The organism is Roseococcus sp. GW821-FHT12F05 (genome assembly GCF_058806835.1).
In genome coordinates this window covers 96,708-120,970 of sequence record NZ_JBXAQB010000004.1, presented here as the reverse complement: position 1 = coordinate 120,970, position 24,263 = coordinate 96,708, and the positions used below count along the sequence as shown (strand labels likewise).

General features: G+C 70.9%; 32 protein-coding genes. 22 read left to right on the top strand and 10 right to left on the bottom strand.

Annotated elements, in window-relative coordinates; genetic code table 11:
* Positions 1-9: 9 nt before the first annotated feature.
* From AC1ROY_RS12490 to AC1ROY_RS12480, 3 genes are all read left to right on the top strand, one after another.
* The gene (locus tag AC1ROY_RS12490; protein WP_493149150.1) at positions 10-351 is read left to right on the top strand and encodes a tRNA-binding protein; all 342 of its coding nucleotides are present in this window, start codon (positions 10-12) and stop codon (positions 349-351) included.
* The gene (gpt, locus tag AC1ROY_RS12485; RefSeq protein WP_493149149.1) at positions 351-857 is read left to right on the top strand and encodes a xanthine phosphoribosyltransferase; all 507 of its coding nucleotides are present in this window, start codon (positions 351-353) and stop codon (positions 855-857) included. The genes AC1ROY_RS12490 and gpt overlap by 1 nt, the downstream gene beginning before the upstream one ends.
* An 88-nt stretch (positions 858-945) precedes the next feature.
* The gene (locus AC1ROY_RS12480) at positions 946-1,377 is read left to right on the top strand and encodes a DoxX family protein (RefSeq protein WP_493149148.1); all 432 of its coding nucleotides are present in this window, start codon (positions 946-948) and stop codon (positions 1,375-1,377) included.
* A 181-nt stretch (positions 1,378-1,558) separates the two neighbouring features.
* Here the strand turns inward: AC1ROY_RS12480 and AC1ROY_RS12475 are convergent, their stop codons facing one another.
* The gene (locus tag AC1ROY_RS12475) at positions 1,559-2,875 is read right to left on the bottom strand and encodes a hemolysin family protein (protein ID WP_493149147.1); all 1,317 of its coding nucleotides are present in this window, start codon (positions 2,873-2,875) and stop codon (positions 1,559-1,561) included.
* Positions 2,876-3,071: 196 nt separating this feature from the next.
* On the opposite strand from AC1ROY_RS12475, the gene AC1ROY_RS12470 reads away from it, so the two are divergent.
* Together AC1ROY_RS12470 and AC1ROY_RS12465 are read left to right on the top strand one after the other, a co-directional pair.
* Positions 3,072-3,344, top strand: a complete 273-nt coding sequence (locus AC1ROY_RS12470; protein WP_493149146.1) for a hypothetical protein — start codon at positions 3,072-3,074, stop codon at positions 3,342-3,344.
* Between the two features lie 24 nt (positions 3,345-3,368).
* Positions 3,369-4,106 carry an SOS response-associated peptidase gene (locus AC1ROY_RS12465; RefSeq protein ID WP_493149145.1) on the top strand — a complete coding sequence of 246 codons (738 nt, stop codon included), beginning with the start codon at positions 3,369-3,371 and terminating at the stop codon, positions 4,104-4,106.
* Positions 4,107-4,109: 3 nt separating this feature from the next.
* Here AC1ROY_RS12465 and dksA read toward each other — a convergent pair whose 3' ends face one another.
* Together dksA and AC1ROY_RS12455 are read right to left on the bottom strand one after the other, a co-directional pair.
* Positions 4,110-4,526: an RNA polymerase-binding protein DksA gene (gene dksA, locus AC1ROY_RS12460; protein WP_493149144.1), complete on the bottom strand. Its 417-nt coding sequence runs from the start codon at positions 4,524-4,526 to the stop codon at positions 4,110-4,112.
* Between the two features lie 209 nt (positions 4,527-4,735).
* Positions 4,736-5,143, bottom strand: a complete 408-nt coding sequence (locus AC1ROY_RS12455) for a flagellar assembly protein FliX (RefSeq protein WP_493149143.1) — start codon at positions 5,141-5,143, stop codon at positions 4,736-4,738.
* A 176-nt stretch (positions 5,144-5,319) separates the two neighbouring features.
* Between AC1ROY_RS12455 and AC1ROY_RS12450 the strand changes: the two genes are divergently transcribed.
* The 3 genes from AC1ROY_RS12450 to AC1ROY_RS12440 all read left to right on the top strand — a co-directional run bounded on the left by AC1ROY_RS12450 (position 5,320) and on the right by AC1ROY_RS12440 (position 7,289).
* Entirely contained in the window at positions 5,320-6,435 is a 1,116-nt protein-coding gene (locus AC1ROY_RS12450; RefSeq protein WP_493149142.1) for a flagellar basal body P-ring protein FlgI, read from the top strand.
* 159 nt (positions 6,436-6,594) lie between these two features.
* Positions 6,595-6,891, top strand: a complete 297-nt coding sequence (locus tag AC1ROY_RS12445) for a rod-binding protein (RefSeq protein WP_493149141.1) — start codon at positions 6,595-6,597, stop codon at positions 6,889-6,891.
* A complete protein-coding gene (locus AC1ROY_RS12440) occupies positions 6,888-7,289 on the top strand; it encodes a hypothetical protein (protein WP_493149140.1) in 402 nt (133 codons plus the stop codon). The genes AC1ROY_RS12445 and AC1ROY_RS12440 overlap by 4 nt, the downstream gene beginning before the upstream one ends.
* A 36-nt stretch (positions 7,290-7,325) precedes the next feature.
* On the opposite strand, the gene AC1ROY_RS12435 is transcribed toward AC1ROY_RS12440, so the two are convergent.
* The gene (locus tag AC1ROY_RS12435) at positions 7,326-7,916 is read right to left on the bottom strand and encodes a hypothetical protein (protein ID WP_493149139.1); all 591 of its coding nucleotides are present in this window, start codon (positions 7,914-7,916) and stop codon (positions 7,326-7,328) included.
* A gap of 160 nt (positions 7,917-8,076) precedes the next feature.
* On the opposite strand from AC1ROY_RS12435, the gene AC1ROY_RS12430 reads away from it, so the two are divergent.
* The 5 genes from AC1ROY_RS12430 (at position 8,077) to AC1ROY_RS12410 (ending at position 12,197) form a co-directional block, all read left to right on the top strand.
* Positions 8,077-8,826, top strand: a complete 750-nt coding sequence (locus AC1ROY_RS12430; protein WP_493149138.1) for a RibD family protein — start codon at positions 8,077-8,079, stop codon at positions 8,824-8,826.
* Complete coding sequence (locus AC1ROY_RS12425; protein WP_493149137.1) at positions 8,823-9,818, top strand: zinc-dependent alcohol dehydrogenase; 996 nt, start codon at positions 8,823-8,825, stop codon at positions 9,816-9,818. The genes AC1ROY_RS12430 and AC1ROY_RS12425 overlap by 4 nt, the downstream gene beginning before the upstream one ends.
* 75 nt (positions 9,819-9,893) lie before the next feature.
* Entirely contained in the window at positions 9,894-10,295 is a 402-nt protein-coding gene (locus tag AC1ROY_RS12420) for a 6-pyruvoyl trahydropterin synthase family protein (protein WP_493149136.1), read from the top strand.
* Entirely contained in the window at positions 10,292-11,326 is a 1,035-nt protein-coding gene (locus tag AC1ROY_RS12415) for a glycosyltransferase family 4 protein (protein WP_493149135.1), read from the top strand. Before AC1ROY_RS12420 ends, AC1ROY_RS12415 begins: the two co-directional genes overlap by 4 nt.
* Entirely contained in the window at positions 11,319-12,197 is an 879-nt protein-coding gene (locus tag AC1ROY_RS12410; RefSeq protein ID WP_493149134.1) for a class I SAM-dependent methyltransferase, read from the top strand. Before AC1ROY_RS12415 ends, AC1ROY_RS12410 begins: the two co-directional genes overlap by 8 nt.
* Positions 12,198-12,222: 25 nt before the next feature.
* Here AC1ROY_RS12410 and AC1ROY_RS12405 read toward each other — a convergent pair whose 3' ends face one another.
* The gene (locus AC1ROY_RS12405) at positions 12,223-13,215 is read right to left on the bottom strand and encodes an MBL fold metallo-hydrolase (protein WP_493149133.1); all 993 of its coding nucleotides are present in this window, start codon (positions 13,213-13,215) and stop codon (positions 12,223-12,225) included.
* A 186-nt stretch (positions 13,216-13,401) separates the two neighbouring features.
* Between AC1ROY_RS12405 and AC1ROY_RS12400 the strand changes: the two genes are divergently transcribed.
* The 4 genes from AC1ROY_RS12400 (at position 13,402) to AC1ROY_RS12385 (ending at position 16,269) form a co-directional block, all read left to right on the top strand.
* A complete protein-coding gene (locus AC1ROY_RS12400) occupies positions 13,402-14,376 on the top strand; it encodes a Bug family tripartite tricarboxylate transporter substrate binding protein (RefSeq protein WP_493149132.1) in 975 nt (324 codons plus the stop codon).
* Positions 14,377-14,408: 32 nt separating this feature from the next.
* Positions 14,409-14,741: an isoaspartyl peptidase/L-asparaginase gene (locus tag AC1ROY_RS12395; RefSeq protein WP_493149131.1), complete on the top strand. Its 333-nt coding sequence runs from the start codon at positions 14,409-14,411 to the stop codon at positions 14,739-14,741.
* Positions 14,668-15,324 (top strand): isoaspartyl peptidase/L-asparaginase family protein, encoded by a 657-nt coding sequence (locus AC1ROY_RS12390; protein ID WP_493149130.1) that lies wholly within the window; start codon positions 14,668-14,670, stop codon positions 15,322-15,324. The genes AC1ROY_RS12395 and AC1ROY_RS12390 overlap by 74 nt, the downstream gene beginning before the upstream one ends.
* Positions 15,325-15,546: 222 nt before the next feature.
* The gene (locus tag AC1ROY_RS12385) at positions 15,547-16,269 is read left to right on the top strand and encodes a hypothetical protein (protein ID WP_493149129.1); all 723 of its coding nucleotides are present in this window, start codon (positions 15,547-15,549) and stop codon (positions 16,267-16,269) included.
* Between the two features lie 159 nt (positions 16,270-16,428).
* On the opposite strand, the gene AC1ROY_RS12380 is transcribed toward AC1ROY_RS12385, so the two are convergent.
* The 4 genes from AC1ROY_RS12380 to AC1ROY_RS12365 form a co-directional block, all read right to left on the bottom strand.
* Positions 16,429-16,623, bottom strand: coding sequence for a hypothetical protein (locus AC1ROY_RS12380; RefSeq protein ID WP_493149128.1), 195 nt, complete (start codon positions 16,621-16,623; stop codon positions 16,429-16,431).
* Positions 16,624-16,832: 209 nt separating this feature from the next.
* Positions 16,833-17,111, bottom strand: coding sequence for a hypothetical protein (locus tag AC1ROY_RS12375; RefSeq protein WP_493149127.1), 279 nt, complete (start codon positions 17,109-17,111; stop codon positions 16,833-16,835).
* Between the two features lie 229 nt (positions 17,112-17,340).
* Entirely contained in the window at positions 17,341-17,607 is a 267-nt protein-coding gene (locus AC1ROY_RS12370) for a hypothetical protein (RefSeq protein WP_493149126.1), read from the bottom strand.
* A gap of 479 nt (positions 17,608-18,086) precedes the next feature.
* Positions 18,087-18,527 carry a nucleoside deaminase gene (locus AC1ROY_RS12365; protein WP_493149125.1) on the bottom strand — a complete coding sequence of 147 codons (441 nt, stop codon included), beginning with the start codon at positions 18,525-18,527 and terminating at the stop codon, positions 18,087-18,089.
* Positions 18,528-18,606: 79 nt separating this feature from the next.
* On the opposite strand from AC1ROY_RS12365, the gene AC1ROY_RS12360 reads away from it, so the two are divergent.
* The 5 genes from AC1ROY_RS12360 (at position 18,607) to AC1ROY_RS12340 (ending at position 22,480) form a co-directional block, all read left to right on the top strand.
* Positions 18,607-19,317 carry a gamma-glutamyl-gamma-aminobutyrate hydrolase family protein gene (locus tag AC1ROY_RS12360; protein ID WP_493149124.1) on the top strand — a complete coding sequence of 237 codons (711 nt, stop codon included), beginning with the start codon at positions 18,607-18,609 and terminating at the stop codon, positions 19,315-19,317.
* On the top strand, positions 19,314-20,132 hold the full coding sequence (locus AC1ROY_RS12355; protein WP_493149123.1) for a pseudouridine synthase: 819 nt from the start codon (positions 19,314-19,316) through the stop codon (positions 20,130-20,132). The genes AC1ROY_RS12360 and AC1ROY_RS12355 overlap by 4 nt, the downstream gene beginning before the upstream one ends.
* Positions 20,133-20,274: 142 nt before the next feature.
* Entirely contained in the window at positions 20,275-20,820 is a 546-nt protein-coding gene (gene rsmD, locus AC1ROY_RS12350) for a 16S rRNA (guanine(966)-N(2))-methyltransferase RsmD (RefSeq protein ID WP_493149122.1), read from the top strand.
* On the top strand, positions 20,817-21,887 hold the full coding sequence (locus AC1ROY_RS12345) for a glycosyltransferase (protein WP_493149121.1): 1,071 nt from the start codon (positions 20,817-20,819) through the stop codon (positions 21,885-21,887). The genes rsmD and AC1ROY_RS12345 overlap by 4 nt, the downstream gene beginning before the upstream one ends.
* Positions 21,884-22,480 carry a hypothetical protein gene (locus AC1ROY_RS12340; RefSeq protein WP_493149120.1) on the top strand — a complete coding sequence of 199 codons (597 nt, stop codon included), beginning with the start codon at positions 21,884-21,886 and terminating at the stop codon, positions 22,478-22,480. Before AC1ROY_RS12345 ends, AC1ROY_RS12340 begins: the two co-directional genes overlap by 4 nt.
* Here AC1ROY_RS12340 and mutL read toward each other — a convergent pair.
* Positions 22,444-24,174: a DNA mismatch repair endonuclease MutL gene (gene mutL, locus AC1ROY_RS12335; RefSeq protein ID WP_493149459.1), complete on the bottom strand. Its 1,731-nt coding sequence runs from the start codon at positions 24,172-24,174 to the stop codon at positions 22,444-22,446. The genes AC1ROY_RS12340 and mutL overlap by 37 nt on opposite strands.
* Positions 24,175-24,263: the final 89 nt, after the last annotated feature.

The following is a 24,263-nucleotide window of genomic DNA, read 5'->3' as shown; positions in this document are numbered from 1 at the left end:
GCCCCTGGCATGTCCGGCACCATCACCTACGAGGATTTCGAGCGGGCGGAGATCCGAGTCGGCACCATCGTCGACGCGAAGCCCTTCCCCGAGGCCCGCAAGCCCGCCATCCAGCTCTGGGTGGATTTCGGCGCGCCGCTGGGCGTGCGGAAGAGCTCGGCCCAGCTCACCGTGCACTACGCGCCGGACAAGCTGATCGGTCGCCAGGTGATGGCCGTGACGAATTTTCCCCCGCGCCAGATCGGCCCCTTCCTGAGCGAGGTCCTGGTGCTCGGCGTGCCGGACGAGAACGGCGCGGTGGTCCTGCTCCGGCCCGACTTCTCCGTCCCCGAAGGCGGCCGGATGTTCTGATGGCGACCGTTCAGAAGACCGGGCCGCAGACTGGGCCGCACTACTTCACCGTCACCTGGGACCAGCTGCACCGCGACAGCAAGGCGCTCGCTTGGCGGCTGCTGGAGCGCGGGCCCTGGCAGGGGGTGGTCGCGATCACCCGCGGCGGGCTGATCCCGGCGGCGATCATCGCGCGCGAGTTGGAATGCCGCGTCATCGAGACGGTCAGCGTCGTCACCTATGACGAGGAGAACCGGGGCGAGCCGGTGATGGTGAAGCCGCCCTCCGCGGCCGGCGACGGCACCGGCTGGCTGCTGGTGGACGACCTCGTCGACACCGGGACCACCGCGCGGCTGGTGCGCCAGGTGCTGCCCGGCGCGCATTTCGCGACCATCTACGCCAAGCCCGCCGGCAAGCCGCTGGTCGACGCCTTCGTGACCGAGGTGAGCCAGGACACCTGGATCCTCTTCCCCTGGGACACCGAGGTGCAGTTCATCGCCCCCATCGCGAAGTCGGCGCCGCGCTGAGCGCGACGAACGCGACAAAACCTCCGGTTGTGGTCGGGCGGCACCGCCTTTATCGCGCGGCCTTCTCTTTCCTGCCGGAGACCTCGCCGTGAGCGCCACCACCTCCCTCCCTGCCGCGACCCCGGGGCTGATCGCCTCGCTGCTCGAATCCGCCGCCTTCCGCGTGGTCGCGCGCGTGCTGCTGACGCTGCCCTTCTGGATGAGCGGAATCGCCAAGCTCGCCGATTTCGGCTTCGCGACCGAGGAGATGGCGATGTTCGGCCTGAACCCGCCGGCGGGTTTCGCGGTCGCGACGATCGTCACCCAGATCACCGGCTCGGCGCTGGTGATCTCCGGCCGGCACGCCTGGCTCGGCGCCGGGGCGCTCGGGATCTTCACCGCGCTGACCATCCCCATCGCGCACAACTTCTGGGCGCTCGAGGGCGAGCGGGCGATGATGGAGATGTTCTTCGCGGTCGAGCACATCTCCGTCATCGGCGGGCTGATGCTGGCGGCGATCCTCTGCCACCGGCGGGGGTGACCCGCCAGCCGCGCGTATCCAGCATGGCCGCGTCAGGCGGCGGGCTCCACGCCCCGGCGGGCGAAGGCGGCCTTCACCTCGGCCTCGTTGGCGAAGTTGCCTGCATCCGCTTCGGCAATGGCCGCACGGATATGGTGACCCCACTAGGTCCGGGTGGCGGGTCGGCTTCCGGTCACGTCCTTCACGGCGCCGCGCCGGCCACCGCCGGCTCCTCGCGGCTCGCCAGAATCTTGTCCACCCGGCGCCCGTCCATGTCGACGATCTCGAAGCGCCAGCCGGAATGCACGATCCGGTCGCCCTCGCGCGGCACCCGCTCCAGCAGCGCCAGCATCAGCCCCGCCACCGTGTGGTAGGCGCTGGATTGCGGCGGCGCCTCGAAGCCCGCGAGCCGGTCGCGCAGCTCGTCCAGCGCCATCATGCCGTCCAGCAGCATGGAGCCGTCGAAGCGCTCGACCGCCGAGGGCTTCTCCGACTGCGGCGCGGGGCCGAGCTCGCCCACGATCGCCTCCAGCAGGTCGGAGGCCGTCACCACGCCCTCGAAGCTGCCGTATTCGTCCAGCACCAGCGCGAGCCCCAGCGGATCCGCCCGCAGCCGCTCCAGCGCGGCCAGCGCCGAAAGCCCGTCCGGCATGGCGACGGGCTGGCGCAGCACGCGCGAGAGATCGAGCGGCGCGCCCTCCAGCATCTGGTCCAGCAGGTCCTTGGCGGCGACCACGCCGAGCACATTGTCCACCCGCCCGTCCGAGACGACGAAGCGCGTGACCGATTCGGCGCGGAGCGCGGCGGCGATGTCCTGCGGCTCGGCGTTGCGGTCGAGCCAGGCGACCTCGGGCCGCGGCGTCATGAGCGCGCGGACCGGCCGGTCGGCGAGGCGCAGCACCCGCTCGATCATCTGCCGCTCGCTGTGGTCCAGGGCGCCGGCATGCACGCCCTCGGCGACGACGGCCTTCACCTCCTCCTCCGTCACGCTCTGGTCGGTCGGCACATGGGCGCCGAAGAGGGACAGGATCAGCGCGGAGGATTTCGACATGAACCAGATGAAGGGCGAGGTGAACCGCGCCAGCGCCGTCAGCGGCCGCGCCAGCATGGAGGCGACCTTCTCCGGATTGCGCAGCGCCAGCTGCTTGGGCACCAGCTCGCCCAGGATCAGGTTCACATAGGTGATGGCGAGCACGACCAGCGCGAAGGCGATCTCGTGGCCGAATCGGGCCAGGACGGTGAACTGGGACAGGAAATCCCCGAAGGGTCCCGCGATCGCCGCGCCGCCGAAAACGCCGGCGAGGATGCCGACCAGCGTGATGCCGACCTGGACGGTGGGCAGGAAGCGCTGAGGGTTCTCCTGCAGCTCCAGGGCGGCCGAGGCCCCCAGGTTCCCGGCCCGCTCCATGGCGAGCAGCCGCCCCTTCCGGGACGAGACCACCGCCAGCTCGCTCATGGCGAAGACGCCGTTCAGCAGCGTGAGAAGAAGGACGAAGATAATTTCCAGGCTGACACCCATCCTTGCTGCATAGCGCAAAGGCGGCCCTGAAAGAATTGCCTGTAGGGCCATGGCAGCCGGTCGGTTGCAGCGCGTCGGGTGCCCACGCAAGCGTCGGTTGAAGTTTATCAATTAATGAATCTTGTCTTAAAAAATGAGACGTGTTAGCCCTTTGGCAAGAGATGAACGCCCTCGTCTGAACGCCGGAGTCTGACCCATGGCCCAGATCCTCGCCTTCCCTCAGAAGCCGGAAGACCGGCTGCGCGCCGCGCTGCGCAGCCTGGAGGCCGCGCTGGCCGAGCAGAAGGATGCCTTCGGCGCGCTGCGCACCAACCTCGTCGCCCTCGGTGGCGCCGTCTCCGGCCTCGAGACCAGCATGCAGGGCTATCGCGGCGCCCTGGCCGGCACGGCGCGCGAGGTCGATATGGCTCATGCCTCGGCCCGCCGGCTGGAGGCGACCGCCGACGGCTGGCTGAAGGGCGCGCGCTGACACCATCCGTGCTTTGATGGAGCCATGTGCGGCCGCTACATCCTCCAGCGCGACCCGGCCGGGCTCGCGAGCTATTTCGAGACCGGCGCGCCCACGCCCAATTTCGCCGCTTCCTGGAACGTCGCGCCGACGCAGGAGGGGCTGGTGGTCCGGCGCCATCCGCAGACCGGCGCGCGGCACCTGGACATCCTGCGCTGGGGACTCGTGCCGCATTGGGCGAAGGACGCCACCGGCGCGGCGCGGCTGATCAACGCGCGCTCCGAGACCATCCTGGAGAAGCCCAGCTTCCGCGACGCCTTCGTGAAACGCCGCTGCCTCGTGCCCATGGACGGCTTCTATGAGTGGCATGCCGAGGGCAAGGCGAAGCAGCCCTTCGCGGTCGCGCTGCGCGACGGCGCGCCGATGGCGGTGGCCGGGATCTGGGAAGGCTGGAAGCAGCCCGACGGGAGCTGGCTGCGGACCTATTCGGTGATCACCACCGCCTCGGCCGGGCGCCAGGCGCTGATGCATCCGCGCATGCCGGTGATCCTGCGGCGCGAGGCCTGGGCGCGCTGGCTCGGCGACGCTCCTGCGGGAGAGGAGGAGCTGCTGGACCTGATGCGGCCGGCGGAGGATTCGCTCCTCGCCTTCTGGCCGGTCGAGGCCCGCGTGGGCCGTGTGTCGGAGAACGATGCGGGGCTGCTGGCGCCCGCGATGCCGGAACTGTCCGAGGCGCTGAAGGGCCTCAGGGATCCGCTGCCGGACTGGGCAGCGACGCCGTAGGCATCAGTCGTCGCGGTGGACCTTCTCCATCTTCTCGTGGCGCTCCTGCGCCTCGATGGAGAGGGTGGCGATCGGGCGGGCCTCCAGCCGGCGCAGGCCGATCGGCTCGAAGGTCTCCTCGCAGAAGCCGTAGGTGCCGTTGGCGATCCGGTCCAGCGCCTGGTCGATCTTGCTGATGAGCTTGCGGGCCCGGTCCCGGGTACGTAGCTCCAGGGCGCGGTCGGTCTCGACGCTGGCCCGGTCGGTGAGGTCCGGCTCGGAGATGCCGCCGGCGGAGAGGGAGTTGAGGGTGACGCCGGCCTCGCGGAGCAATTCACCGCGCCATCTCAAAAGCTTCTGACGGAAGTATTCCTGCTGTAAGGCATTCATGAACTCTTCGTCTTCCGAAGGACGGTAATCGGGCGGAAGAGTGACGACCATGAGCCTTTACCCTCCCCACGTGGTGCGCTCGGCCCGGCGCCGACCGCGATCCCGGGGCGGCCGGACCATATTCAAGTGTCTTCCGGCCGCCAAGAGGCCTTTTCACCCCAAGTGCATGGTCCGGAAGCGATTTCATGCATTTGTCCACAAGCATTCGGGCGCGTTTGCCGCAAGAGCAGGCAGTCTCGGTTCGGGGCGTCCTTTCTGCCTCAACGCGGCGCCGCGGGAAGCCGAGCGAGCTCGATCCGGGCGCGCAGCGAGATGGCGCGCAGGATGTCCCGCAGCGCCGGATCGGCACCGGCCTCCCCCTCCGCGAGCTGGGCCAGCCGCGACAACCGGCCGGCATCGATCCGGCCCGACAGCAGGGCGAGCTGCAGCCCCGCCAGCTCCTCCAGCACGGCCTGGCCGCGGCGCTGCGCAGCGGCGTCGCGCTCGGCGTCGGAGAATCCCTGCTGCAGCCCGATCAGGCCAAGGCTGCCGGTGACGGAACCGGCGGCGGCCGATTCCGACGCGCGCTCCGCCTCCGGCAGCGCGAAGCCGGTGCCGGCGCGCCGCGCGGCTTCGTCTCGCCCCTTGGCCCGCCCGACGGCCGTGTAGCTCCGGATCGGCGTCAGCATCCCAAAACCCTCCTCGGGACGGCGCTTTCTGCCGCCCGCTGCCCCCCGCGGCGGCAAGCCCGCCCCCTCTCCCGGCACGATCTGCCCATCCGGAGGGCCCCAGGGCTGGCACGGCGGTTGCCCTGTCCATCCCGAGGCCGTCGCGAGCGGCCAGTCATCGCGGAGTGTCGGCGAGAGTGCGAAAAAATCCTTTCCGGCTGGTGAAGACGCTCGCGGCGGCCCTCGTTCTGCTGGGGGCCAATACGGCCGCGTCCCAGCCGGTCCGCATCAAGGACATCGCCGATGTCGAGGGTATCAGGGACAACCAGCTCGTAGGATACGGGCTGGTCGTCGGCCTGCCCGGCACCGGCGACCGGCTGCGCACCGCGATCTTCACCCGGCAGTCGCTCGTCGGCATGCTGGAGCGGCTCGGCGTCAACACGCGCGACAACGAGACGCGGCTGGACACGCGCAACGTCGCCGCCGTGATGGTGACGGCCAACCTCCCCGCCTTCGCGCAGCCCGGCAGCCGGATCGACGTGGCGGTGTCCTCGCTCGGCGACGCCCAGAACCTCACCGGCGGCACGCTGCTGGTGACGCCGCTGCTGGGCGCCGACGGCGCGGTCTATGCGGTGGCCCAGGGCGCGGTCGCGACCGGGGCGATCGCCGCGCGCGGGGCCGCCTCCTCGGTGGCGCGAGGGGTGCCGACCTCGGCGCGGATCTCGGCCGGCGGCATCGTCGAGCGCGCCATTCCCTATACGATGGCAGGGCGCGACCATATCCGGCTCTCGCTGCGCAACCCGGACTTCACCACGGCCCAGCGCATCGCCGCCGCCATCAACCGGGCGAATGGCAGCGTGGCCCGCGCGACCGATCCGCGCACGGTGCTGCTCACGCTGGGCGGCCGCGATCCCATGGGTTTCATCACCGGCATCGAGCAGCTGCGCGTGGAGCCCGACCAGGTGGCCCGCGTGGTCATCGAGGAGGCCTCGGGCACCATCGTCATGGGGTCCAACGTGCGCGTCTCCACGGTGGCGATCGCGCAGGGCAACCTCACCATCCGCATCACCGAGACGCCGCAGGTGAGCCAGCCCAACCCGCTGGCCGGCGGCGAGACCGTGGTGGTGCCGCGCACCCAGATCGAGGTGGACGACCAGAGCGAGCGCCGCATGGGCGTGCTGCGCAGCAGCATCACGCTGGCCGAGCTGGTGCGCGGGCTGAACAGCCTCGGCGTCGGGCCACGCGACCTCATCACCATCCTGCAGAGCATCAAGGCCGCAGGAGCGCTGCAGGCCGAATTGGAGGTGCGCTGATGACACGCGACCGAGGCCTGCAGCGCCTGTCCTTTCCGCGGCTCCGCCGCGCAGGGCAGGCCGAGCTGGAGGTGCGCTGATGACACGCGACCGAGGCCTGCAGCGCCTGTCCTTTCCGCGGCTCCGCCGCGCGGGGCAGGCCGAGCCGGAGGTGCGCTGATGCTGGCCCCCACCCCACGCGCCGCCACCGCCCCAACGCCCGAGCGCATGCGCGAGGTCGCCCAGCGCTTCGAGGCGCAGGTCTTCGCGCAGCTGCTCCAGCCCGCCTTCGAGAGCGTGGGCCAGGGCACCTTCGGCGGCGGCGCGGCGGAATCGCAGTGGCGCCCCATGCTCGTCGAGGGTTTCGCGACCGGCGCCGCCCGCGCCGGTCGCGGCATCGGAATCCAGGACATGGTGCTGCGGCACATGATCCGGATGCAGGAAATTTCCCAACAGAATCAGGAAACCCGCCCATGATGGACGCCGTGATATCAGCCGGGGAGCGGCTGGCCGAGGCCTTGCGCGCCGAGAACGAGGCGCTCGCCGCCCTCGACATGACGCGCGCCGCGGCCATGGCCACACGCAAGATGCAGGCGACGGACGCCTTCGCCGCCGCCACCGCCGCGGCCACGAGCACCCGCTCGCGCGCCGAGGGCGAGACCCGCGTGGCGGCCGAGAAGATGGCGCTCGCGCTGGCCCATCTCGGCCGGGAGAACCGCGAGCTGTTGGAGACGGCGATCGCGCTGCAGTCGCGCGTGATCGAGACCATCGCCGGCGCCGCCAGGCCGCTTTCAGCCGCGCCGGGCTACGGGCGCGGTGGCCAGCGGCGCCCGCCGCACCAGGCGCCGGCGCTCGCCATGGCGACGCGGGCCTGAGGCCGGCGGGCAGGCTTTGCCGCCTCGCCGGTCACGTCAGCCGAGCGGCTCCACCACCCGCCGGCGCGGCACGGTGATCAACCCGGCCTCGCCCGCCTCCTCGATCCGGTAGCCCCGCCGCTCGGCCACCAGCCCCAGCCGCTCCGCAAGCCGGCGCGCCCGTTCCTCCGCGGCGTCGCGCCGCTTCGTCGCCTCCCCCTCGGCCGGAGCGCCGTCCGGCAGGCGCAGCCGGTTCCAGCATCCCCGCAGGGTGATCTCGAAGTGCATGAATTTCTGCTTCCTCGCGATGGTCCCGCCCGCGGGAGCGACCTTCGGAATGAAGATGTGCACGGTCACCGCCACGGTCCGGAACCGATCGAACGACAGGCACCGCGTATGGCTGAACCCGAGCAGCCGCCGCGTCACCAGGACCTCCCTGGCCGCCGGATCGAACCGCACCACCCGCGTCATCGCGCACAGCGCCGCGACCACCGCCAGGATCGGCCCCACCGCGAGCATCACCTCCGGCGATCCCGCGGCGGCCATCGCCGTCCCGATGACGACGAAAGCCGCCCCCGCGATCCCGATGCCGAGCCAGCCCCCCGCGATCCGGTGCTCTCCGAACACCAGCGGCAGCTCATGCGGCATCGCCTCCGCGTGCTGTCGTCGCCGTCGCCGCTGTCGTGCCATCGCCTCACTCCGGGAACCGGATCACCCGCCCTTACCGGCCGGACCCGCCGTCCCGCAACGCCGCATGGGAGAAGCCCGGGCCTGACATCGCCGCTCGCTTCCGGCATAACCCGGCCGAATGGATGGCGCGCAGGATCCGGAATGGCAGGCGCTCCTCGCGGGGCGCCCGGAAGGCGCGGGCGCGCTGGCCGCGCTGTTCTCACCCCTCTTCGCCCCGCCGACCGCGCCCGACGGCTGCCTCGTCGTGGGCCGGCTGGCGCAGACGCTGGACGGGCGGATCGCGACCAGGCTCGGCCATAGCCAATGGATCGGCGGGCCCGGCGACATCCGGCACACGCACCGGCTGCGGGCCCTCTGCGACGCGGTGGTGGTCGGTGCCGGCACCGTGCGCGCCGACGATCCGCGGCTGACGACACGGAATGTGCCGGGCCCCTCGCCCGTGCGCGTGGTGATCGACCCGGACCGGCGGTTGGACGCGGAGTACGGCCTCTTCCGCCAAGGTCCGCCTACCCTGCTCGTCACCTCCTGCGACGGCGCGACGCGGCACGGCACGGCGGACATCCTGCGCATCGGCCGCGACCCCACCGGCTGCCTGGACCTCCCCGCTCTGCTGCGTGCCCTTGCCGCACGGGGACTGCGAAAAATCTTCGTGGAGGGGGGCGGGCAGACGGTCTCGCGCTTCCTCGTCGCCGGCTGCCTGGACCGGCTGCACGTCACGGTCGCGCCCATGATTCTCGGCTCCGGCCGTCCGGCCTTCGACCTGCCGGAAGTGGCCCGCATCTCCGAGGGGATGCGCTTCTCCTGGACCTGCCACCCGATCGAGCCCGACATGCTCTTCGACATCGCGCTGGACCGCCGCGCCGCATGACGAACCGGCGCGAGAGCATGGCGACGGCCCTCTGGCACGTCGCCCCCGGCGCCTGCGAGCTGCGCGAGGAGCGTGTGCGCATCCCGCGCGAGGACGAGGTGCAGATCCGCACCATCGCCTCCGGCATCTCGCGCGGCACCGAGCGGCTGGTGCACCGCGGCCGTGTGCCGGAATCCCAGCACGGCGCCATGCGCTGCCCGATGCAGGAGGGCGAGCTCTCCTTCCCCGTGAAGTACGGCTATGCGGCAGTGGGCGTCGTCGAGCAGGGACCGGCAGAGTGGATCGGCCGCCGCGTCTTCGTGCTGCATCCCCACCAGACGCGCTTCGTGGCGCCGATCGCGATGTGCACGCACATCCCCGAGGCGATCCCGGACAAGCGCGCCGTGCTCGCCGCCAACATGGAGACGGCTGTCAACGTGATGTGGGACGCGGCGCCGCGCCTCGGCGAGCGGGACATGGTGATCGGCGCGGGTGTCGTCGGTCTGCTCTGTGCCTTCCTGCTCGCACGCATCCCCGGCGTGCAGGTCTGCGCTGTCGACCGCGATCCCGCCCGCGCGAAGCTCGCCGCCTCCTTCGGCGCGGAGTTCTTCGCGCCGGATGCCGCGCCCGGCGGCCAGGAGCTGATCGTCCATGCCAGCGCCAGCGAGGCCGGGCTGCGCCTGGCCCTCGACCGCGCCGGCTTCGAGGCCCGCATCCTCGAGGCCAGCTGGTTCGGCGATGCCGAGCCTTCCCTGCCCCTCGGCGCCGCCTTCCACCAGAAGCGGCTGCAGCTGATCTCCACCCAGGTCGGCAGCGTCTCGCCCGCCATGCGCGGCCGCCGCGCCTATGCCGACCGCATGGCCCTCGCCCTCTCGCTCCTCGACGATACCAGGCTCGACGCACTGGTCGGTCCCGCCGTGCCATTCGCGGAGCTGCCATCTTCCATGTCCGCGCTGCTGGACCCGCCGGCTGGCGCGCCGCAGCCGCTCTGCCCCATCATCCTCTACGACTAGCCTCGGCATCCGATGACCGAAGCGCCGCAGGCGTGTAGGTCTGAATCGGATGCCCAAGACCAAGGATTTTCCGACATGTTCAGCCTGACGGTCGTCGACCACATCATGGTCGCGCATTCCTTCCGCGGCGCCGAGTTCGGCCCGGCCCAGCGGCTCCACGGCGCGACCTTCGTCGTGGAGGCGGAATTCCGCGCGCCGAACATCGACGACCTGCACCTGCTGATCGACATCGGCCTGGCGAAGGACGAGTTGCGGAAAATCCTCTCGGCTCTGGACTACCGGAACCTCGACGAGGTCCCGGAATTCGCCGCCAAGAACACGACCACCGAATTCCTCTGCCTGCATATCCACGGGCTGCTGGCCGCCGCCTGCCGCGACGGGCGCATGGGCCCCGGCGGCCATGGCGTGACCGGCATCAAGGTGCTGCTGCGCGAGAGCCACGTGGCCTGGGCCGCTTTCGAGGGCCCGCTCGAATGAGAATCGCGCTCTTCGTCCCCGCCCCCTTCGACACCGTCTCGGGGGGGTATCTCTACGACCGCCGGCTGGTGGAGGGCCTGCGCGCCCTCGGCCACGAGGTCCGCGTGGTGGAGCTCGACGGCCGCTTCCCCATGCCGGACGAGGCGGCCGAGGTCTCGGCCCGCGCCGGCTTCCTCGGCCTCGCTGGCGACGAGATCCCCGTCATCGACGGGCTCGCCTTGCCCGCCTTCGCGGGAATCGTGCACGAGCTGGCCGCGCGCAGCGCCGTGGCCCTCATCCACCACCCGACCTCGCTGGAGCCGGGGCCCTACCAGGAAGCACTGGCCGAGCGCGAGCGCGCACTCTTCGCCGCCTGCGGGCGGCTGGTGGTGACCTCGCCCTATACGGCCAAGGGCCTGCCGCCGCTCGGCGCCGATCCCTCGCGGATCGGCGTCGTCGAGCCCGGCACCGATCCCGCCGCGCGCGCCATCGGCTCGGGCGGGCCGGGCGCGCGCATCCTCTCGGTGGGCTCGCTCATCCCGCGCAAGGGGCACGACGTGCTGCTGCGCGCGCTGGGTCGCCTGACGGACCTGGACTGGACCTTGCGCATCGCCGGCCCGCCGGCCGATCCCGTGCATGCCGACGGCCTCGCGGCGCTGGCCGAGGAACTGGGCCTGACCTCGCGCGTGGAATTCCTGGGCGCCATCACCAACGGGGCGCTGGAGCAGGAATACGCCGCGGCCGACCTCTTCGCGCTGGCGACGCATTTCGAGGGCTTCGGCATGGCGGCCGCCGAGGCGCAGGCGCGCGGGCTGCCGCTGGCGCTCTGCACCGGCGGCGCCATCGCCGACCTGGTGGGCCCGGGCGCGGCCATCCTGGCTGCGCCGGGCGACGCCAACAGCCTCTCGCGCGGCATGCGCCGGCCGCTCTTCGACACGGCCTTGCGCGCGCAGATGGCCGAGGCGAGCTGGGCGGCCGGGCAATCCCTGCCCCGCTGGGAGGACCGCGCGACGCGCTTCGTCGCCGAGCTGGAGGCCGCCGGCCATGGTTGAGCAATTCGACGGCGACTGGCTCGACCTGCGCGAGCCCTTCGACGCCGCCGCCCGCGACCCGGACCTCGTCGAGCTGCTGATGCAGCACGTCGACGAGAAGGCGCGCCCGCGCTTCCTCGACCTTGGCGCGGGCACCGGCAGCCTGACGCGCTGGCTCGGCCATTTCGTCGCGCGGCCGCACAGCTGGGTGCTGGCGGATGCCGATGCCGAGCTCATGTCGCGCGCCTTCGACACGATGATGGACGCGGCCGAGGACATGGGCTGGAAGGCCACCTGGCCGCAGAAGAAGGCCCTGCTGGTGCACTCGCCGCACGGCGCCTGGCGCATCGAGGGCATCCTGACCAACCTCGCCGAGGCCCCTTCCGGCCTCCCGCTGGATGCCGTGGACGTGGTCACCTGTTCCGCGCTCTGCGACCTCGTCTCCGAGCGCTGGCTGATCCGGCTGGCGGCGGCGCTGGCGCGGCGGAAGCTGCCCTTCTATGCGGCGCTGAACGTCTCGGGTCGCGACCGTTTCTCGCCGCCCCTGCCGGGTGATGCGCTGGTGGCGCGCGGATTCCTTCGCGACCAGCGGCGCGACAAGGGCTTTTCCGGCATCGCCCTGGGGCCGGAGGCGCCCGCCGTGATCAACAGGGTCTTCGCGGCGCACGGCTATCAGGTGCATCGCGCGCCGAGCCCCTGGATCGTGTCGCGCCAGGCGCGCGACATGGCCTATGAGCTGGCGCTCGGCCATGCCGAGGCCGCGCTGCGCCACGAGAGGCGCGGCGCGGCGCAGATCCGGGAATGGGCGGAGGCGCGGGGCGCGCAGGCCGATGACGGCCTGCTCGCGGTGCGCGTGGAGCACCAGGACCTGCTCTGCCTGCCGCCGGGCTGAGAGAAGAAGCCTCCCTCCGGGTTCCCTACCCCAGCGCCGTCACATCCATCGCGGTCGGCATCCAGGCATAGCCTTCCTGCTCCTTCGCCACATGGCCGAGCCCCGGCCAGGCGAAGTGGTAGGAGAGGATCTGCGTGCGATCCGTCGCGAAGCGCTCCAGCGCCCGCGCCCGCGTCTGCGCCGACATCTTCGGATCCGTGTCGTAGGCGAATTCCCAGAGCGGCCGGCGCAGCAGCAGCACCGAGTGATGCGCGAGGTCGCCGGTGTTCACCACCACCCGGTTGCCTGAGGTCACCGCATAGATCGTGTGGCCGAGCGTGTGGCCCGGCGCCGCGATCGCCTGGATGCCCGGGATCACCTCCGCCCCGTCGCGCACCATCACCAGGCGGTCGCGATAGGCGTTGAGGTTCTTCGTGGCGCCGTCGATGAAGGCGGTCATGAACTCAGGGCCGCGCTTGTTGGCGGGATCGGTCCAGAAGCGCAGGTCCGTCTCGGTGACGGCCACCTGCGCATTGGGGAAGTTGCGGTTGCCCTGGGCGTCCACCAGCGCCCAGCAATGGTCGCAATGGGCGTGGGTCAGGATCACCATGTCGATCTGCGAGGGCTCGATCCCGGCCGCGCGCATGTTGCGCAGCAGCCGGCCGGTGGTGGGGCCGAACATCTGGCTGGCCGGGCCCATGCTGTCGCCCATGCCCGTGTCGAAGAGCACGAGGTGCCGGCCCGTGTTCACGACGAGCGCGTTCTGCTCGAGGTTGGCGGCGTTCAGCGGCAGGAAGTTCGCCTGCATCAGCGCCGCGATCTCCTGCGGCGGCGAGGCGGGGAAGGCCGGGCCGGGCTCGCCGAGTGGCAGACGGCCGTCCGAGACCACGGTGGCCTCGAACTCGCCGATGCGGAAGCGGTGCCAGGCAGGCGGGAGCTCATTGCGGAAGGGCGCGGCGGCCTCGGCCGGCCGGGGCAGGAAGGGCGCGGACGCAAGCGCGGCGCCCGCACCCAGAAGGGTGCGGCGGGGGATATCCATGATCTGTCTCCTCCATGGGCGCGCCGCCATCTTTGGGCCGCGTCGCCGCCGGGACGATACACCTGCGCAACCGCCGGATGCCACGAACATGTGAAGACATCTTCAGGTTGTGCTCTCGCAGCTGCGAAGCGGCGGGTTGCGGAAGCGCCCGCGAAGTCACCAGACTTCCCCGCAACGGAGGAAGCCATGTCCGATCCCACCCGCCGCGCCGTGCTGGGCGCGGTCCTGGCCGCGCCGTCGCTCGCGCTCGCCCAGGGCCGCTTCCCGGAAAAGCCGCTGCGCGTCTTCGTCCCCTGGACGCCGGGCGGCGCCACCGACATCCAGATGCGCATGGTCTGCGAGATCGCCTCGCGGCATCTCGGCCAGCCGGTGGTGGTGGAGAACCGGCCCGGCGCCTCCGGCACGCTCGGCCCGCAGGCGCTGCGCGACTCCAGGCCCGACGGCTACACGCTGAGCCAGATGCCGCTCGCCACCTTCCGCATGCCGGCGCTCATGCGGGCGCAGGGCATGGTCCCGCCCTTCGATCCCCTGACCGATTTCTCCTGGGTCATCCGCATGGTCGGCTACATGGGCGGCGTGGTCGTGCGGCCCGACGCGCCCTGGCGGACCATGCAGGAGCTGATCGACCACGCCCGCGCCCATCCCGGAAAGATCTTCTTCGGCACGCCCGGCGCCAACACGACGGACATCGTGCCGCGGCGCGTGGCGCGGCAGGCGGGCATCGAATGGACCGCGGTGGCCTTCCGGGGCGCGGCGCCCAACCTGCAGGCCTTGCTCGGCCGTCAGATCGACTTCTCCGCCGAGACCTCCGCCTGGGCGGACATGGCCCTGGAGGGGCGCGTGCGGCCGCTCGCCATCTGGAACTCGACGCGGGCGGCGCGCTTCCCGGAGGTCCCGACCTTCCGCGAGATCGGCTACGACTACACCGGCGAGAGCAGCTACGGCATCGCCGCCCCGCGCGGCACGCCGCCGGAGATCGTCCTGGCCATCCACGATGCCTTCAAGCTGGCGGTGCACGACCCGCAGCATCTCGCCGTGCTGGCGCGCTTCGACATGCCGGTGCGCTACCTCGATCCCGAGGGCTACGCCGACGATTCGCAGGTCGTGAACGCGCAGGAGATCGAGACCGTGCGCGAGCTTGGGCTGCGGCTCGGCGGTTGACGCGAGGGCATGCCGCGCCTTGGCTTGATGGCATGAGCACCTGGACCCTGGCGATTCACGGCGGCGCCGGCACCGTCTCCCTGACGGAGCTGACCGCGGAAAAGGCGGCGAAGTACCGCGCCGGCCTGCGCGCGGCGCTGGAGGCAGGCGGCGCCATCCTCGCCGCCGGCGGCCATGCCGAGGACGCGGTGATCGCAGCCGTGACGAGCCTGGAGGATTTTCCTCTGTTCAAGCGCCGGCCGCGGCAGCACTTTCACGGCCGCGGGCACGATCGAGATGGATGCGGCGCTGATGCGCGGCGACTCGCTCGCCGGCGCGGTGACGGGCGTGACGCGAATCCGCAACCCGATCCTCGCCGCGCGTGAGGTGATGCATGCAACGCCGCATGTGCTGCTGGCCGGCGCGGCGGCCGACGCCTTCGCGGAATCGCAGGGGCTCGCGATGGAATCGCCGGCGTATTTCCAGACGGCGCATCGCCGCGCGCAGCTCGAGGCCGCGAGGGCCGCTGATACCGTGGCGCTGGACCACGACCTGCCGGCGCGCATGGGGACGGTGGGCGCCGTGGCGCGCGACATGTCCGGCGCGTTGGCGGCGGCGACCTCGACGGGCGGGATGACGAACAAGCGCGCCGGCCGCGTGGGCGATTCGCCCATCCTCGGCGCCGGGACCTGGGCGGATGGGGCGGTGGCCGTCTCCTGCACCGGCACGGGCGAGGCCTTCCTGCGGTGCGCCGCTGCGCACGAGATCTCGGCGCTGGTCCGGCTCGGCGGAAGGAAGCTGGCGGAGGCGGCGGAGGAAGTCGCCCTCAGGCGCGTGCCCGCGGCGGGTGGCAAGGGCGGGCTGATCGCGGTCGATGCGGCTGGAAACGCCGCCCTGCCCTTCGGGACGGAAGGAATGTACCGCGGCCTCTGGCGGGCGGGAGGGACGCCGGAGACCGCGATTCACTGAAGCGCGGTTCCCCTTCCCGTCTCGCCCGCCCGGCCGCGCCGCCGCCAGCGGGCCGCCTGCCGCACGCCGCGGATGGTGGCATGGCGCGAACGCATGGTCGCGCGGAAGCGGCACCCGATAAGGCTTGGCGTGTCCACAAAGGGCCGGGGCCCCACAGCTGGCGGCGGGCATCCGCGGCCTCGCCCTGCTTCGGCCCGACCAGCATTCCTTTGGTGACACGACATGAACGAAGCCGAAAAGATCCGGTGGCTCAGCCAGGCGACAAGGCTGAATACCTTTGGCCTCAGCTCCAGGCTGCTGGATAAGGAAAGGGCGGACCGTTTGGAAAAGGTCCGGACCCAACTGAAAGAGGACGAGCTCCTTCTTATCGCTTCCTCCCGTAAATTGCGCGATTACAGGGGAGACGACGGAGGTCGGGATGCGCTCAGGATGAGAGTTGAGACCGATCAGGAGGTTGTCGATTCACGAAGACTTGAAATTTCTGAAATAAATTCTTTCTTCGAAGGAATACCATCCGGATTCAAAACCTATCTCAACGCCATGGAAAAAGACAAAGATCGCCTGGAAAAAATACAAGAAAATCCGACTCTTTTAGAAAATTTAAGAACTTCATCAAAATATACAATGAGTCGGATGCCGCCGAAGATATCGAATCTCTATATACTTGGAGTGTCTACATTCAAATCGCTTCAAATTCTCGACAAGAAACGAGAGAAATTTGATAAACAATCAAGCATATATAAAACATATTCGGATTTTAGAATTATAATAGACCATATTCTCGGTCAGACTTGCATATTATTGAAGGATTTCGGCTACGAGGATGTCCTGGATTGGGAAAACTACAGAGAAGATATGAACAACAGGGATAACCCTCCCAAAGACAATAGCCCGGCAGGCGATTCTCCCCGCATGCCCGTTTTTACGACGACCCAGGCGGACTAGCCGCAATGCGTCGGCCCAGGCGGAGATTGCGGCTTCCCGCGTCGCATCCGGATCCGAAAGGCGCTCGCCGTCCTCAGTTGTCGGAGGCCCATTCGGCGCAGTGAGCGACACGCCGGTTCCGGCCAGGCAGCGGAAAGCTGCCTGGCCGGGATTGAATGGTCAGCCCTGGCTGCCGGTCCCGAGCTGCCAGTGGTTGTTCAGGCTGTCGTCCATCGGCGCGCTGCCGACGGTGACCAGGTCGCCATAGACGACGGTCGGGCTCGGAGTCTGGTCGAGGGGGCTCGACTGGGCGAAGGCGCTGGTGGTGGAGACCAGGGCGGCGAAGAGGCCGGCAAGGAGAAGAGAGCGGTTCATGACGATTGTTCCCAAGTTAACCGGGGCGGTCGGGATAGGCCGTCTCGTGCATATACAACAATAATCTGCGCCAGGTTTCCTGCCAGTTCCACGATGGCATATCCGTCATTCACTCAGGTGATGGCCGACGTCGACGTGGAATCCGTTTCGGAGCGCAAACGGCCGGCGGATCGCTCCGCCGGCCAACCGTGTCACTGGTCCCGAGGGGATCAGTTGCTGCTGTCGACCTCGAGCTGCCAGGGCTGGTTCACGCCGAAGTCGTAGCTGGCAGGCGGCGCCTGGGTACGGAAGACGCGCAGCGTCTCGTAGCTCGTGGTGCTGGGCGTGCCGCTCACGCGGGCATTGGCACTGCCGACGATGTTGGCCGAGGGCGCGTCATAGACGATGTGCGGGCTGTACGCCTCGTCGACCAGGACCGGGCCGGCGGCGAAGGCGGACGCAGAAAACAGGCCGGCCACGGCGGCGGCCAGGAGGGTGGTGCGGATCATGGCGAATGATTCCCTTTGATGAGTCGAGGCGGTCGGGATAGGCCGCTTCGTTGCATATACACCTACTGCAGATGGCGGTTTTGAGCCATGCGCCCTGTCACATGTCCGTCATACGCGGGACTGATGGCGACGGGGCTTGCCAAGGCAGAAGGCCAACAGGGTGAATTGGAATGGAAAAAGCCGGCGGATTCACCGCCGGCCCTTCCCGGCCATCGAGGTCCAGGCAGCGTCAGTTGCTGCTGTCGACCACGATCTGCGACGGGTTCCTCGCGATGGAGGGAGACTGCGTGCGGAAGACGCGCTGCGTCTCGTACTGGGTCTGGCCGGGTGCCCCGCTGACGGTCGCGTTGGCCGAACCCACGATGTTCGCCGAAGGCGCGTCATAGACGATGGTGGGGCTGTTGGCCTCGTCGACCAGCTGCGGGCCGGCGGCGAAGGCGTTGGCAGAGAACAAGCCGACAAGAGCGGCCGCGGCGAGAAGAGTGGTGCGAGTCATGGTGATATCCTTTCTGGTGCGTGTGTGTGGCGTGTCGGTGCTTCATGCGCCGGCCGCCCTTTTGTGCCGTTTCGCGCGGGCCAGGACTTGGAGATCGTCTTCCGGAATTCTGGAGATTTGCTGTTGATATGCGAGAATTCCGGCAGCCGATGCCGTCCAGGGCGGGAAGACGGCAGGATCGGGTGAAACCGCCTGCGGCTCAGCCCTGGCCGCCGAACTGGATCCGGAAGGGAGCCGGCGTCCGGTGGACGAGCCCGAAGGCGTGCGTGGAAAGGCCGATGAAAGCGGCGGCGAAAAGAAGGTCGTGGATCATGACGATGGGTCCCGTCGGGAAGCGGGGCGGTCGGGATAGGCCGTCTCGTGTAGATGCAACATGGGCCTCCCACGAAGATCGGCAAATTCCCCCATCGCATGCCGGATATTCACTTGGCCGATGACCGCGCACCTTGTGGAATGGCGCGGAGTACGGGCGGGGCCGATCAGCGCCGGCCGGCGAAGAACTCCCGCAGCAGCGCGCCCGCCTCGCTCTCGCGCACGCCGCCCACCACCTCGGGCACGTGGTTGCACTGCGGATGTCGGAACACCCGGGCCCCGTGCTCAGTGCCGCCGCCCTTAGGGTCGTAGGCGCCGAAGACCACGCGCTCCACGCGGAAGAGGCTGGCCGCCTGGGCGCACATGGCGCAGGGCTCCAGCGTGACCCAGAGCGTGGCCCCGGCCAGGTGCTTTTCCTGGCTCACCCGGGCCGCGGCGCGCAGCGCCAGCATCTCGGCATGGGCCGAGGGGTCGCGCCATTCCTCCACCCGGTTGCCCTCGCGTGCCAGCACGCGGCCCTCGCCGTCGGTGACGACGGCGCCGACCGGCACCTCCGCGCGACGGGCGGCGGTGCGCGCCTCCTCCAGCGCGATTTCCATGGGGCTCATGCGCGCCCTTCTGGCGAACAGGGGAGCTTCGCGCAAACTTCATCTGGACGCGCAGGCGCCACGCTGCTTCACAGCCCGCATGAAACGTCCCGTCATCGGATTGACCCTCGACGCCGAGCCCGCCGGGGGCTGGTCGAAGCTGCCCTGGTACGCGCTGCGCCAGAACTACTTTTCCGCTGTCATCGCGGCGGGCGGTCTGCCGGTCGCCCTGCCCCACGCGCCGGAGCTCGCCTCCGATTATCTCCACACGATCGATGGCCTGCTCGTCACTGGCGGGGCCTTCGACGTGGATCCCGCCCTCTGGGGCGACGAGGCGCCGCATCCCAAGGTCACGCTGAAGCCGGGACGCACAGATTTCGAGCTCGCCGTCACGCGCCGGGCGCTGGAGCGCGACGCGCCCGTCCTCGGCATCTGCGGTGGGCAGCAGCTCTTGGCGGTGGCGCTGGGCGCCACGCTGATCCAGCACATCCCCGACGAGCTGCCGAGCGACATCCCGCACGAGCAGCCCAATCCGCGCACCGAGCCGGGCCACGAGGTTGCAATCGCAGCAGGCACATTGCTCGCGCGCATCACCGGCCGCGCGCGGATGGCGGTGAACTCGGCGCACCATCAGGCGGTGAAGACGGTCGGCGCCGGGCTGGTGGTGAACGCCACGGCGCCGGACGGGCTGATCGAAGGCATCGAGGCGACGGGGCACCGCTTCGCCCTTGGCGTGCAATGGCACCCGGAATATGCGGTGGACCCGGCCGACCCGCTGATCCTGCGCGCCTTCGTGGAGGCCTGCGCATGAACGCCCCGTCCGATGGTCGGAGGGCGAAGCCCGGAGAGCTGAATCGGCCGGGCAGCGAAGCGAAAGAGGACGCTTCGGAGCGCGGCGAGCGCATCGCCAAATGGCTCGCCCGCGCCGGCGTGGCCAGCCGGCGCGATGCCGAAAAGATCATCGCCGAGGGGCGCGTGAAGCTCTCGGGCAAGCTCGTCACCCAGCCCGCCACCTTCGTGCAGCCCGACGACGTCGTCTCCGTCGACAACCAGCCCGTGAACGAGCCCGAGCGCACGCGGCTCTTCCGCTTCCACAAGCCGGCCGGCCTGGTCACGACGCATCGCGACCCCGAGGGCCGCCCCACCGTCTTCGAGAAGCTGCCCGAGGGGCTGCCGCGGCTCATCTCCGTCGGCCGGCTCGACCTCAACAGCGAGGGGCTGCTGCTCCTCACCAATGACGGCGCGCTGGCCCGGCGGCTGGAGCTGCCGAGCAACGCCTGGGTGCGGCGCTACCGCGTGCGCGTCTTCGGCCATGTGGAGCCCGCCGTGCTGGCGGGGCTGAAGAACGGCATCACCATCCAGGGCGTGCGCTACGGCTCCATCGAGGCCGGGCTCGACAGCCGCAAGGGCGACAATGCCTGGCTGACCATGGCGCTGCAGGAGGGCAAGAACCGCGAGATCCGGCGCGTGATGGCACATCTCGGCCTGGAGGTCTCGCGGCTGCTGCGCGTGGCCTATGGGCCCTTCCAGCTCGGCCAGCTCGAGCGCGGCGCGGTGGACGAGGTGAATCCGAAGGTGCTGCGCGAGCAGTTGGGCCTCGCGGCTCCCGCGCGGAAGCGCGGCTGATGAGAGCCAGGCACGCCGAAGGAGAACCCGGCCGCGACTGCGGCCGGCGCCGCCCAACCGACTTGCAGGCCGGGCACTCCAGTCGCGCGGCGAAGCCAAGGCCGCGGAGCGGCCGCCCAGCGTCTGAGGACGGTAAAAATCCATGAGAATCATCTCGGGAAAATGGAAGGGGAAGAAGCTCGTCGCCCCTTCGGGTGAAGGGACCCGCCCCACCTCCGACCGTGCGCGGCAGGCCCTCTTCGACATGCTCTGGCACGCCCCCTGGGCCGGGCGCGAATTCGTCGACGGAGCGACCGTCCTCGACGCCTTCGCCGGCACGGGCGCGCTCGGCCTGGAGGCGCTGTCGCGCGGCGCTGTCAGGGCCGTCTTCCTGGAGAAGGACCGCGCGGCCCTGACCGCGCTGCGCGCCAACATCGCCAATTGCGGCGCGGAAGCACAAGTGATCGCCGGCGACGCGACCAAGCCCCCCCGCCCGCTGCAGCCCGCGAGCCTCGTCTTCCTCGACCCGCCCTATGGCTCCGGCCTGCTGGCGCCCGCGCTGGAGGCGCTCGACGCCGCCGGCTGGCTCGCCCCCGGCGCGCTGATCTGCACCGAGCTCGGCGCGCGCGACCCCATCCCCGAGACGCGCTTCGAGACCCTGGCCGACCGCAGCCACGGCAAGGCCCGGCTGCTGATCCTGCGCGGATGACCGCGCCCGAGCGGATCCTCTTCGTGATCCCCTCGTCGGAAGTCGGCGGCGCCGAGGCGCAGACACTTCGCGTGGCTGATGGCTTCGCGGCGATGGGCGCGGAGGTGCTGGTCGCCGCCGATCCCTCGCTGATGGGGCGCCTGTCCGGCGAGCTGCCGCTGCGCCCCACCCCCGTCGCCTTCGATCCCGGCCTCGAATCCGGCGTGATGCGCGCGCGGCAGGCGGCGGCGCTGGCGCCGGTCCTCGCCGGCTTCCGCCCCGAGGCTGCGCTGATCGGCCTCGGCTCGCCGCAGGAGGGCCTCGGCGCCATGCAGGCGCTGGAGGCGGCCGATATCCCCATGCTGGGCGTGGCGCATCTGGTCCGGCGCGACTGGGAGCTCGGCGTCACGGACCGCGCCGTGGCCGCGGGGCTGCGGGCCGGCTGGGCCGCCGTCTCGGCCTCGGCGGCGCGGCGGCTGGAGGCGCTGTTCGGCCTGCCTCATGGCCGCGTGGCCGCCATCCCCAATGGCCTGCCCGCTTCCGTCTCCGTGCCGTCGTCGTCCCGCGGCGGTCTCGGCCTGCCGGAGGGCGTGCCGCTCCTGCTGGGCGTGGGCCGCCTCGATTCCCGCAAGGGCGCCGCGCTGGCCCCTGGCATCGCCGCGCGGATCGCACCCGCGGTCGTGGCGCTCGCCGGCACCGGACCGCTGGAGGAGGCGCTGCGCGGGGCGCCCGGCGTCCACCTGCTGGGCCATGTCGCCGATATTCCCGGCCTGCTGGCCCTGGCCGACGCCTTCCTCCTCGCCTCGGAGCATGAAGGCGCCCCGCTGGCCGTGCTGGAGGCCGCGCGTGCCGGCGTTCCGATCCTCGCGACATCAGCCGCGCTGGAGGCCTGGCCCGAGGCACAGCAGATGGCCCGCCTGGTGATGCGCGACCCGGGCCACATCGCCGCCGCCTTCGCCGAATGCCTCGCCGATCGCGACGGCACCACGCGCCGCGTCGCCGTGGCACGCGAGGTGGCCGCATCCTGGGACGAGACGGCGATGATCCGCCGCACCGCCTGGCTGCTCGCCGCCGAGGCCGCGCGATGAGGCTGCTGCATCAGCGCCGGCCCGGCGTCACCGTGCTCTGGCTCGACGGGCGGCCACGCGGCCTGGACCTGCCCATGACGGGGCTGGTGGCCGTGCACCTTCCGGCGGCGGCGCCCTCCTCCACCCTGATCCTCGGCGAGGCGCGGATCATGGCCCCGACGGCCGGCTGGGTGGTGCTGGGTCAGGCCGGCCCGGGCGGCACCCTGCGCGCCGAGGGCGTGCCGCTGCGCCTCTCGGGAACGCGTGGCGAGGGGCCGCTGCCGCCCGCCTGCCGCGTCTGGGACGCCGGTAGCGAACTCATCCCCGAGGCCCATTGGCGCGAGGCGCGCATCCTCGGGGAGGGCGCGCTGGTCGCCCTGGCCGGCGGGCCCGCGCGCCCGATGCTGCGGCTCGCCGCTGGGACCTCGGCCCGGGTCACGCTGCCACCGCTGGCCCTGCCCGCCCCCCTGGATCCCGTGCTGGCCGTGCTGCGCGGCGAATCGCCGCTCGCCGAGCTCGACGGCCTGACCCTGATACTGCGCGCCGCTACCGACTGCGAGGTGATCTGGGAGTCGGCTCAGCTCCGTCCGAAGAGCCGCGCGAACTCGGCCTGACCGAATTTCAGGAAGGTCGGCCGCCCATGGCTGCAGGTGGCGGCGCGCGGCGTGCGCTCCATGGCCCGCAGCAGCGCGTCCATCTCCGCCGGCGTCAGCCGCCGCCCGGCGCGGATGCTGCCATGGCAGGCCAGCCGCGCGATGGCGGCGTCGAGCCGCAGCGCCAGCGCCACGCCCTCGCCGCTCTCCTCCAGCTCCTCTGCGAGGTCGCGCAGCAGCGGCGCCGGATCGGGCGCGCCGAGCACCGCGGGCATGGCGCGCACCAGCACGGCGCCGGGCCCGAAGCCCTCCAGCTCCAGGCCGAGCCTCGCCAGTTCCGGCGCGGCCTCGGCGAGGCGGTGGGCCTGCGGCATCTCCACCACGGCCGGCAGCAGCAGCGGCTGCGCGCGGATGCCGCCCGCATGCATCTCCTCGGAGAGCCGCTCATGCGTCAGGCGCTCATGCGCCGCGTGCTGATCCACCAGGATGAGCGATCCGTCCGGCGCCTCGGCGAGGATGTAGGTCTCCAGCACCTGCGCCAGCGCCCGGCCGAGCGGATGCTCCGGCGGCACCGGAGCGGCTGGCGCCTCCATCGGCTTCGGCGCGGAGAAGGCCAGCGGCAGCGGCGCCTCGGCGAAGCCCTGCGGCCGATGGGGCGCCGGCGCCGGAAAGGAGAGCCGTGCGGGGCCGGCATAGCCCATGCTCCGGGTGGGAGAATTTCCGGTCCCCTGGCCGACCCCGAAGCCCAGCGCGCGCCGCAGCGCCGAGATCACCGCGCCACGCACCCGCTCGGCCTCGCGAAAGCGGAGCTCCGTCTTCATGGGATGGACGTTCACGTCCACCTCGCCGGGCGGCAGCTCCAGGAAGAGCGCGGCCGCGGGATGGCGGCCCGCCGCCATCACCTCGCGATAAGCGACACGCAGCGCCGTGCGCAGCAGCGGGTCGCGCACCGGGCGTCGGTTCACCACGAGGTGCTGCTCCAGCGCATTCGCCTTGGTGAAAGCTGGCCCGCCCGCCAGCCCCGCGATGGCGAGCCCGTCCCACTCCCCCACCACCGGCAGGGCGGCGGCGGCGAAGTCGGCGCCCAGCAGGTCGCGGATGCGGGCGTCGCGCGCGGCCGGCGCGAGGTTCAGCACGGTGCGGCCGTCGAGCGTCGCCTCGAAGCCCACCTCCGGCCAGGCCAGCGCCAGCCGCCGCAGCGCGTCGATCGCGGCGTCGCCCTCGGCGCGCGGCGTGCGCAGGAACTTCCGGCGCGCGGGCGTCGCGAAGAAGAGGTCCAGCACCTCCACCCGCGTGCCCGGCGCGCCCGAGGCCGGCTGCACCGCGGATTTCCGCCCGCCCTCGACCGTCACGCGATGCGCCTCGCCGCCCCTGATACGCGAGGTCAGCGAGAGCCGCGACACCGCGCCGATGGAGGGCAGCGCCTCGCCGCGGAAGCCCAGCGTGCCGATGGCGAAGAGCATCGCCTCCTCCGGCAGCTTGGAGGTGGCGTGGCGCTCGACCGCGAGCGCCAGCTCGTCCTCGGGAATGCCGTGGCCGTCATCCTCCACGAGGACGCGGCCGATGCCGCCCTCCTCCAGCGCCACGCGGATGTTCCGCGCGCCGGCGTCGAGCGCGTTCTCGACCAGCTCCTTCACCACCGCGGCCGGGCGCTCGACCACCTCGCCGGCGGCGATGCGGTTCGCAGTGGTGGTGGGAAGGAGTCGGATGGTCACGACGCGATTGTAGGGTCGCGGCAGGTTGAAAACCATGAAGGTATTTTACCCGGGTGAAATTGACGGGATTTTCGCCCTGGTATAAATGG

What these genes read in the sequence shown, in the direction of transcription:
- AC1ROY_RS12360 (WP_493149124.1), top strand. Translation starts at nt 18,607, where the DNA reads ATGAAACGTCCCGTCATCGGATTGACCCTCGACGCCGAGCCCGCCGGG.
- AC1ROY_RS12380 (WP_493149128.1), bottom strand. Translation starts at nt 16,623, where the DNA reads ATGAACCGCTCTCTTCTCCTTGCCGGCCTCTTCGCCGCCCTGGTCTCC.
- AC1ROY_RS12375 (WP_493149127.1), bottom strand. Translation starts at nt 17,111, where the DNA reads ATGATCCGCACCACCCTCCTGGCCGCCGCCGTGGCCGGCCTGTTTTCT.
- AC1ROY_RS12340 (WP_493149120.1), top strand. Translation starts at nt 21,884, where the DNA reads ATGAGGCTGCTGCATCAGCGCCGGCCCGGCGTCACCGTGCTCTGGCTC.
- rsmD (WP_493149122.1), top strand. Translation starts at nt 20,275, where the DNA reads ATGAGAATCATCTCGGGAAAATGGAAGGGGAAGAAGCTCGTCGCCCCT.
- AC1ROY_RS12475 (WP_493149147.1), bottom strand. Translation starts at nt 2,875, where the DNA reads ATGGGTGTCAGCCTGGAAATTATCTTCGTCCTTCTTCTCACGCTGCTG.
- AC1ROY_RS12405 (WP_493149133.1), bottom strand. Translation starts at nt 13,215, where the DNA reads ATGGATATCCCCCGCCGCACCCTTCTGGGTGCGGGCGCCGCGCTTGCG.
- AC1ROY_RS12465 (WP_493149145.1), top strand. Translation starts at nt 3,369, where the DNA reads ATGTGCGGCCGCTACATCCTCCAGCGCGACCCGGCCGGGCTCGCGAGC.
- AC1ROY_RS12435 (WP_493149139.1), bottom strand. Translation starts at nt 7,916, where the DNA reads ATGCCGCATGAGCTGCCGCTGGTGTTCGGAGAGCACCGGATCGCGGGG.
- AC1ROY_RS12470 (WP_493149146.1), top strand. Translation starts at nt 3,072, where the DNA reads ATGGCCCAGATCCTCGCCTTCCCTCAGAAGCCGGAAGACCGGCTGCGC.
- gpt (WP_493149149.1), top strand. Translation starts at nt 351, where the DNA reads ATGGCGACCGTTCAGAAGACCGGGCCGCAGACTGGGCCGCACTACTTC.
- AC1ROY_RS12455 (WP_493149143.1), bottom strand. Translation starts at nt 5,143, where the DNA reads ATGCTGACGCCGATCCGGAGCTACACGGCCGTCGGGCGGGCCAAGGGG.
- AC1ROY_RS12430 (WP_493149138.1), top strand. Translation starts at nt 8,077, where the DNA reads ATGGATGGCGCGCAGGATCCGGAATGGCAGGCGCTCCTCGCGGGGCGC.
- AC1ROY_RS12365 (WP_493149125.1), bottom strand. Translation starts at nt 18,527, where the DNA reads ATGAGCCCCATGGAAATCGCGCTGGAGGAGGCGCGCACCGCCGCCCGT.
- AC1ROY_RS12345 (WP_493149121.1), top strand. Translation starts at nt 20,817, where the DNA reads ATGACCGCGCCCGAGCGGATCCTCTTCGTGATCCCCTCGTCGGAAGTC.
- AC1ROY_RS12440 (WP_493149140.1), top strand. Translation starts at nt 6,888, where the DNA reads ATGATGGACGCCGTGATATCAGCCGGGGAGCGGCTGGCCGAGGCCTTG.
- dksA (WP_493149144.1), bottom strand. Translation starts at nt 4,526, where the DNA reads ATGGTCGTCACTCTTCCGCCCGATTACCGTCCTTCGGAAGACGAAGAG.
- AC1ROY_RS12355 (WP_493149123.1), top strand. Translation starts at nt 19,314, where the DNA reads ATGAACGCCCCGTCCGATGGTCGGAGGGCGAAGCCCGGAGAGCTGAAT.
- AC1ROY_RS12415 (WP_493149135.1), top strand. Translation starts at nt 10,292, where the DNA reads ATGAGAATCGCGCTCTTCGTCCCCGCCCCCTTCGACACCGTCTCGGGG.
- AC1ROY_RS12395 (WP_493149131.1), top strand. Translation starts at nt 14,409, where the DNA reads ATGAGCACCTGGACCCTGGCGATTCACGGCGGCGCCGGCACCGTCTCC.
- AC1ROY_RS12370 (WP_493149126.1), bottom strand. Translation starts at nt 17,607, where the DNA reads ATGACTCGCACCACTCTTCTCGCCGCGGCCGCTCTTGTCGGCTTGTTC.
- AC1ROY_RS12425 (WP_493149137.1), top strand. Translation starts at nt 8,823, where the DNA reads ATGACGAACCGGCGCGAGAGCATGGCGACGGCCCTCTGGCACGTCGCC.
- AC1ROY_RS12400 (WP_493149132.1), top strand. Translation starts at nt 13,402, where the DNA reads ATGTCCGATCCCACCCGCCGCGCCGTGCTGGGCGCGGTCCTGGCCGCG.
- AC1ROY_RS12410 (WP_493149134.1), top strand. Translation starts at nt 11,319, where the DNA reads ATGGTTGAGCAATTCGACGGCGACTGGCTCGACCTGCGCGAGCCCTTC.
- AC1ROY_RS12420 (WP_493149136.1), top strand. Translation starts at nt 9,894, where the DNA reads ATGTTCAGCCTGACGGTCGTCGACCACATCATGGTCGCGCATTCCTTC.
- AC1ROY_RS12385 (WP_493149129.1), top strand. Translation starts at nt 15,547, where the DNA reads ATGAACGAAGCCGAAAAGATCCGGTGGCTCAGCCAGGCGACAAGGCTG.
- AC1ROY_RS12445 (WP_493149141.1), top strand. Translation starts at nt 6,595, where the DNA reads ATGCTGGCCCCCACCCCACGCGCCGCCACCGCCCCAACGCCCGAGCGC.
- AC1ROY_RS12390 (WP_493149130.1), top strand. Translation starts at nt 14,668, where the DNA reads ATGCGCGGCGACTCGCTCGCCGGCGCGGTGACGGGCGTGACGCGAATC.
- AC1ROY_RS12490 (WP_493149150.1), top strand. Translation starts at nt 10, where the DNA reads ATGTCCGGCACCATCACCTACGAGGATTTCGAGCGGGCGGAGATCCGA.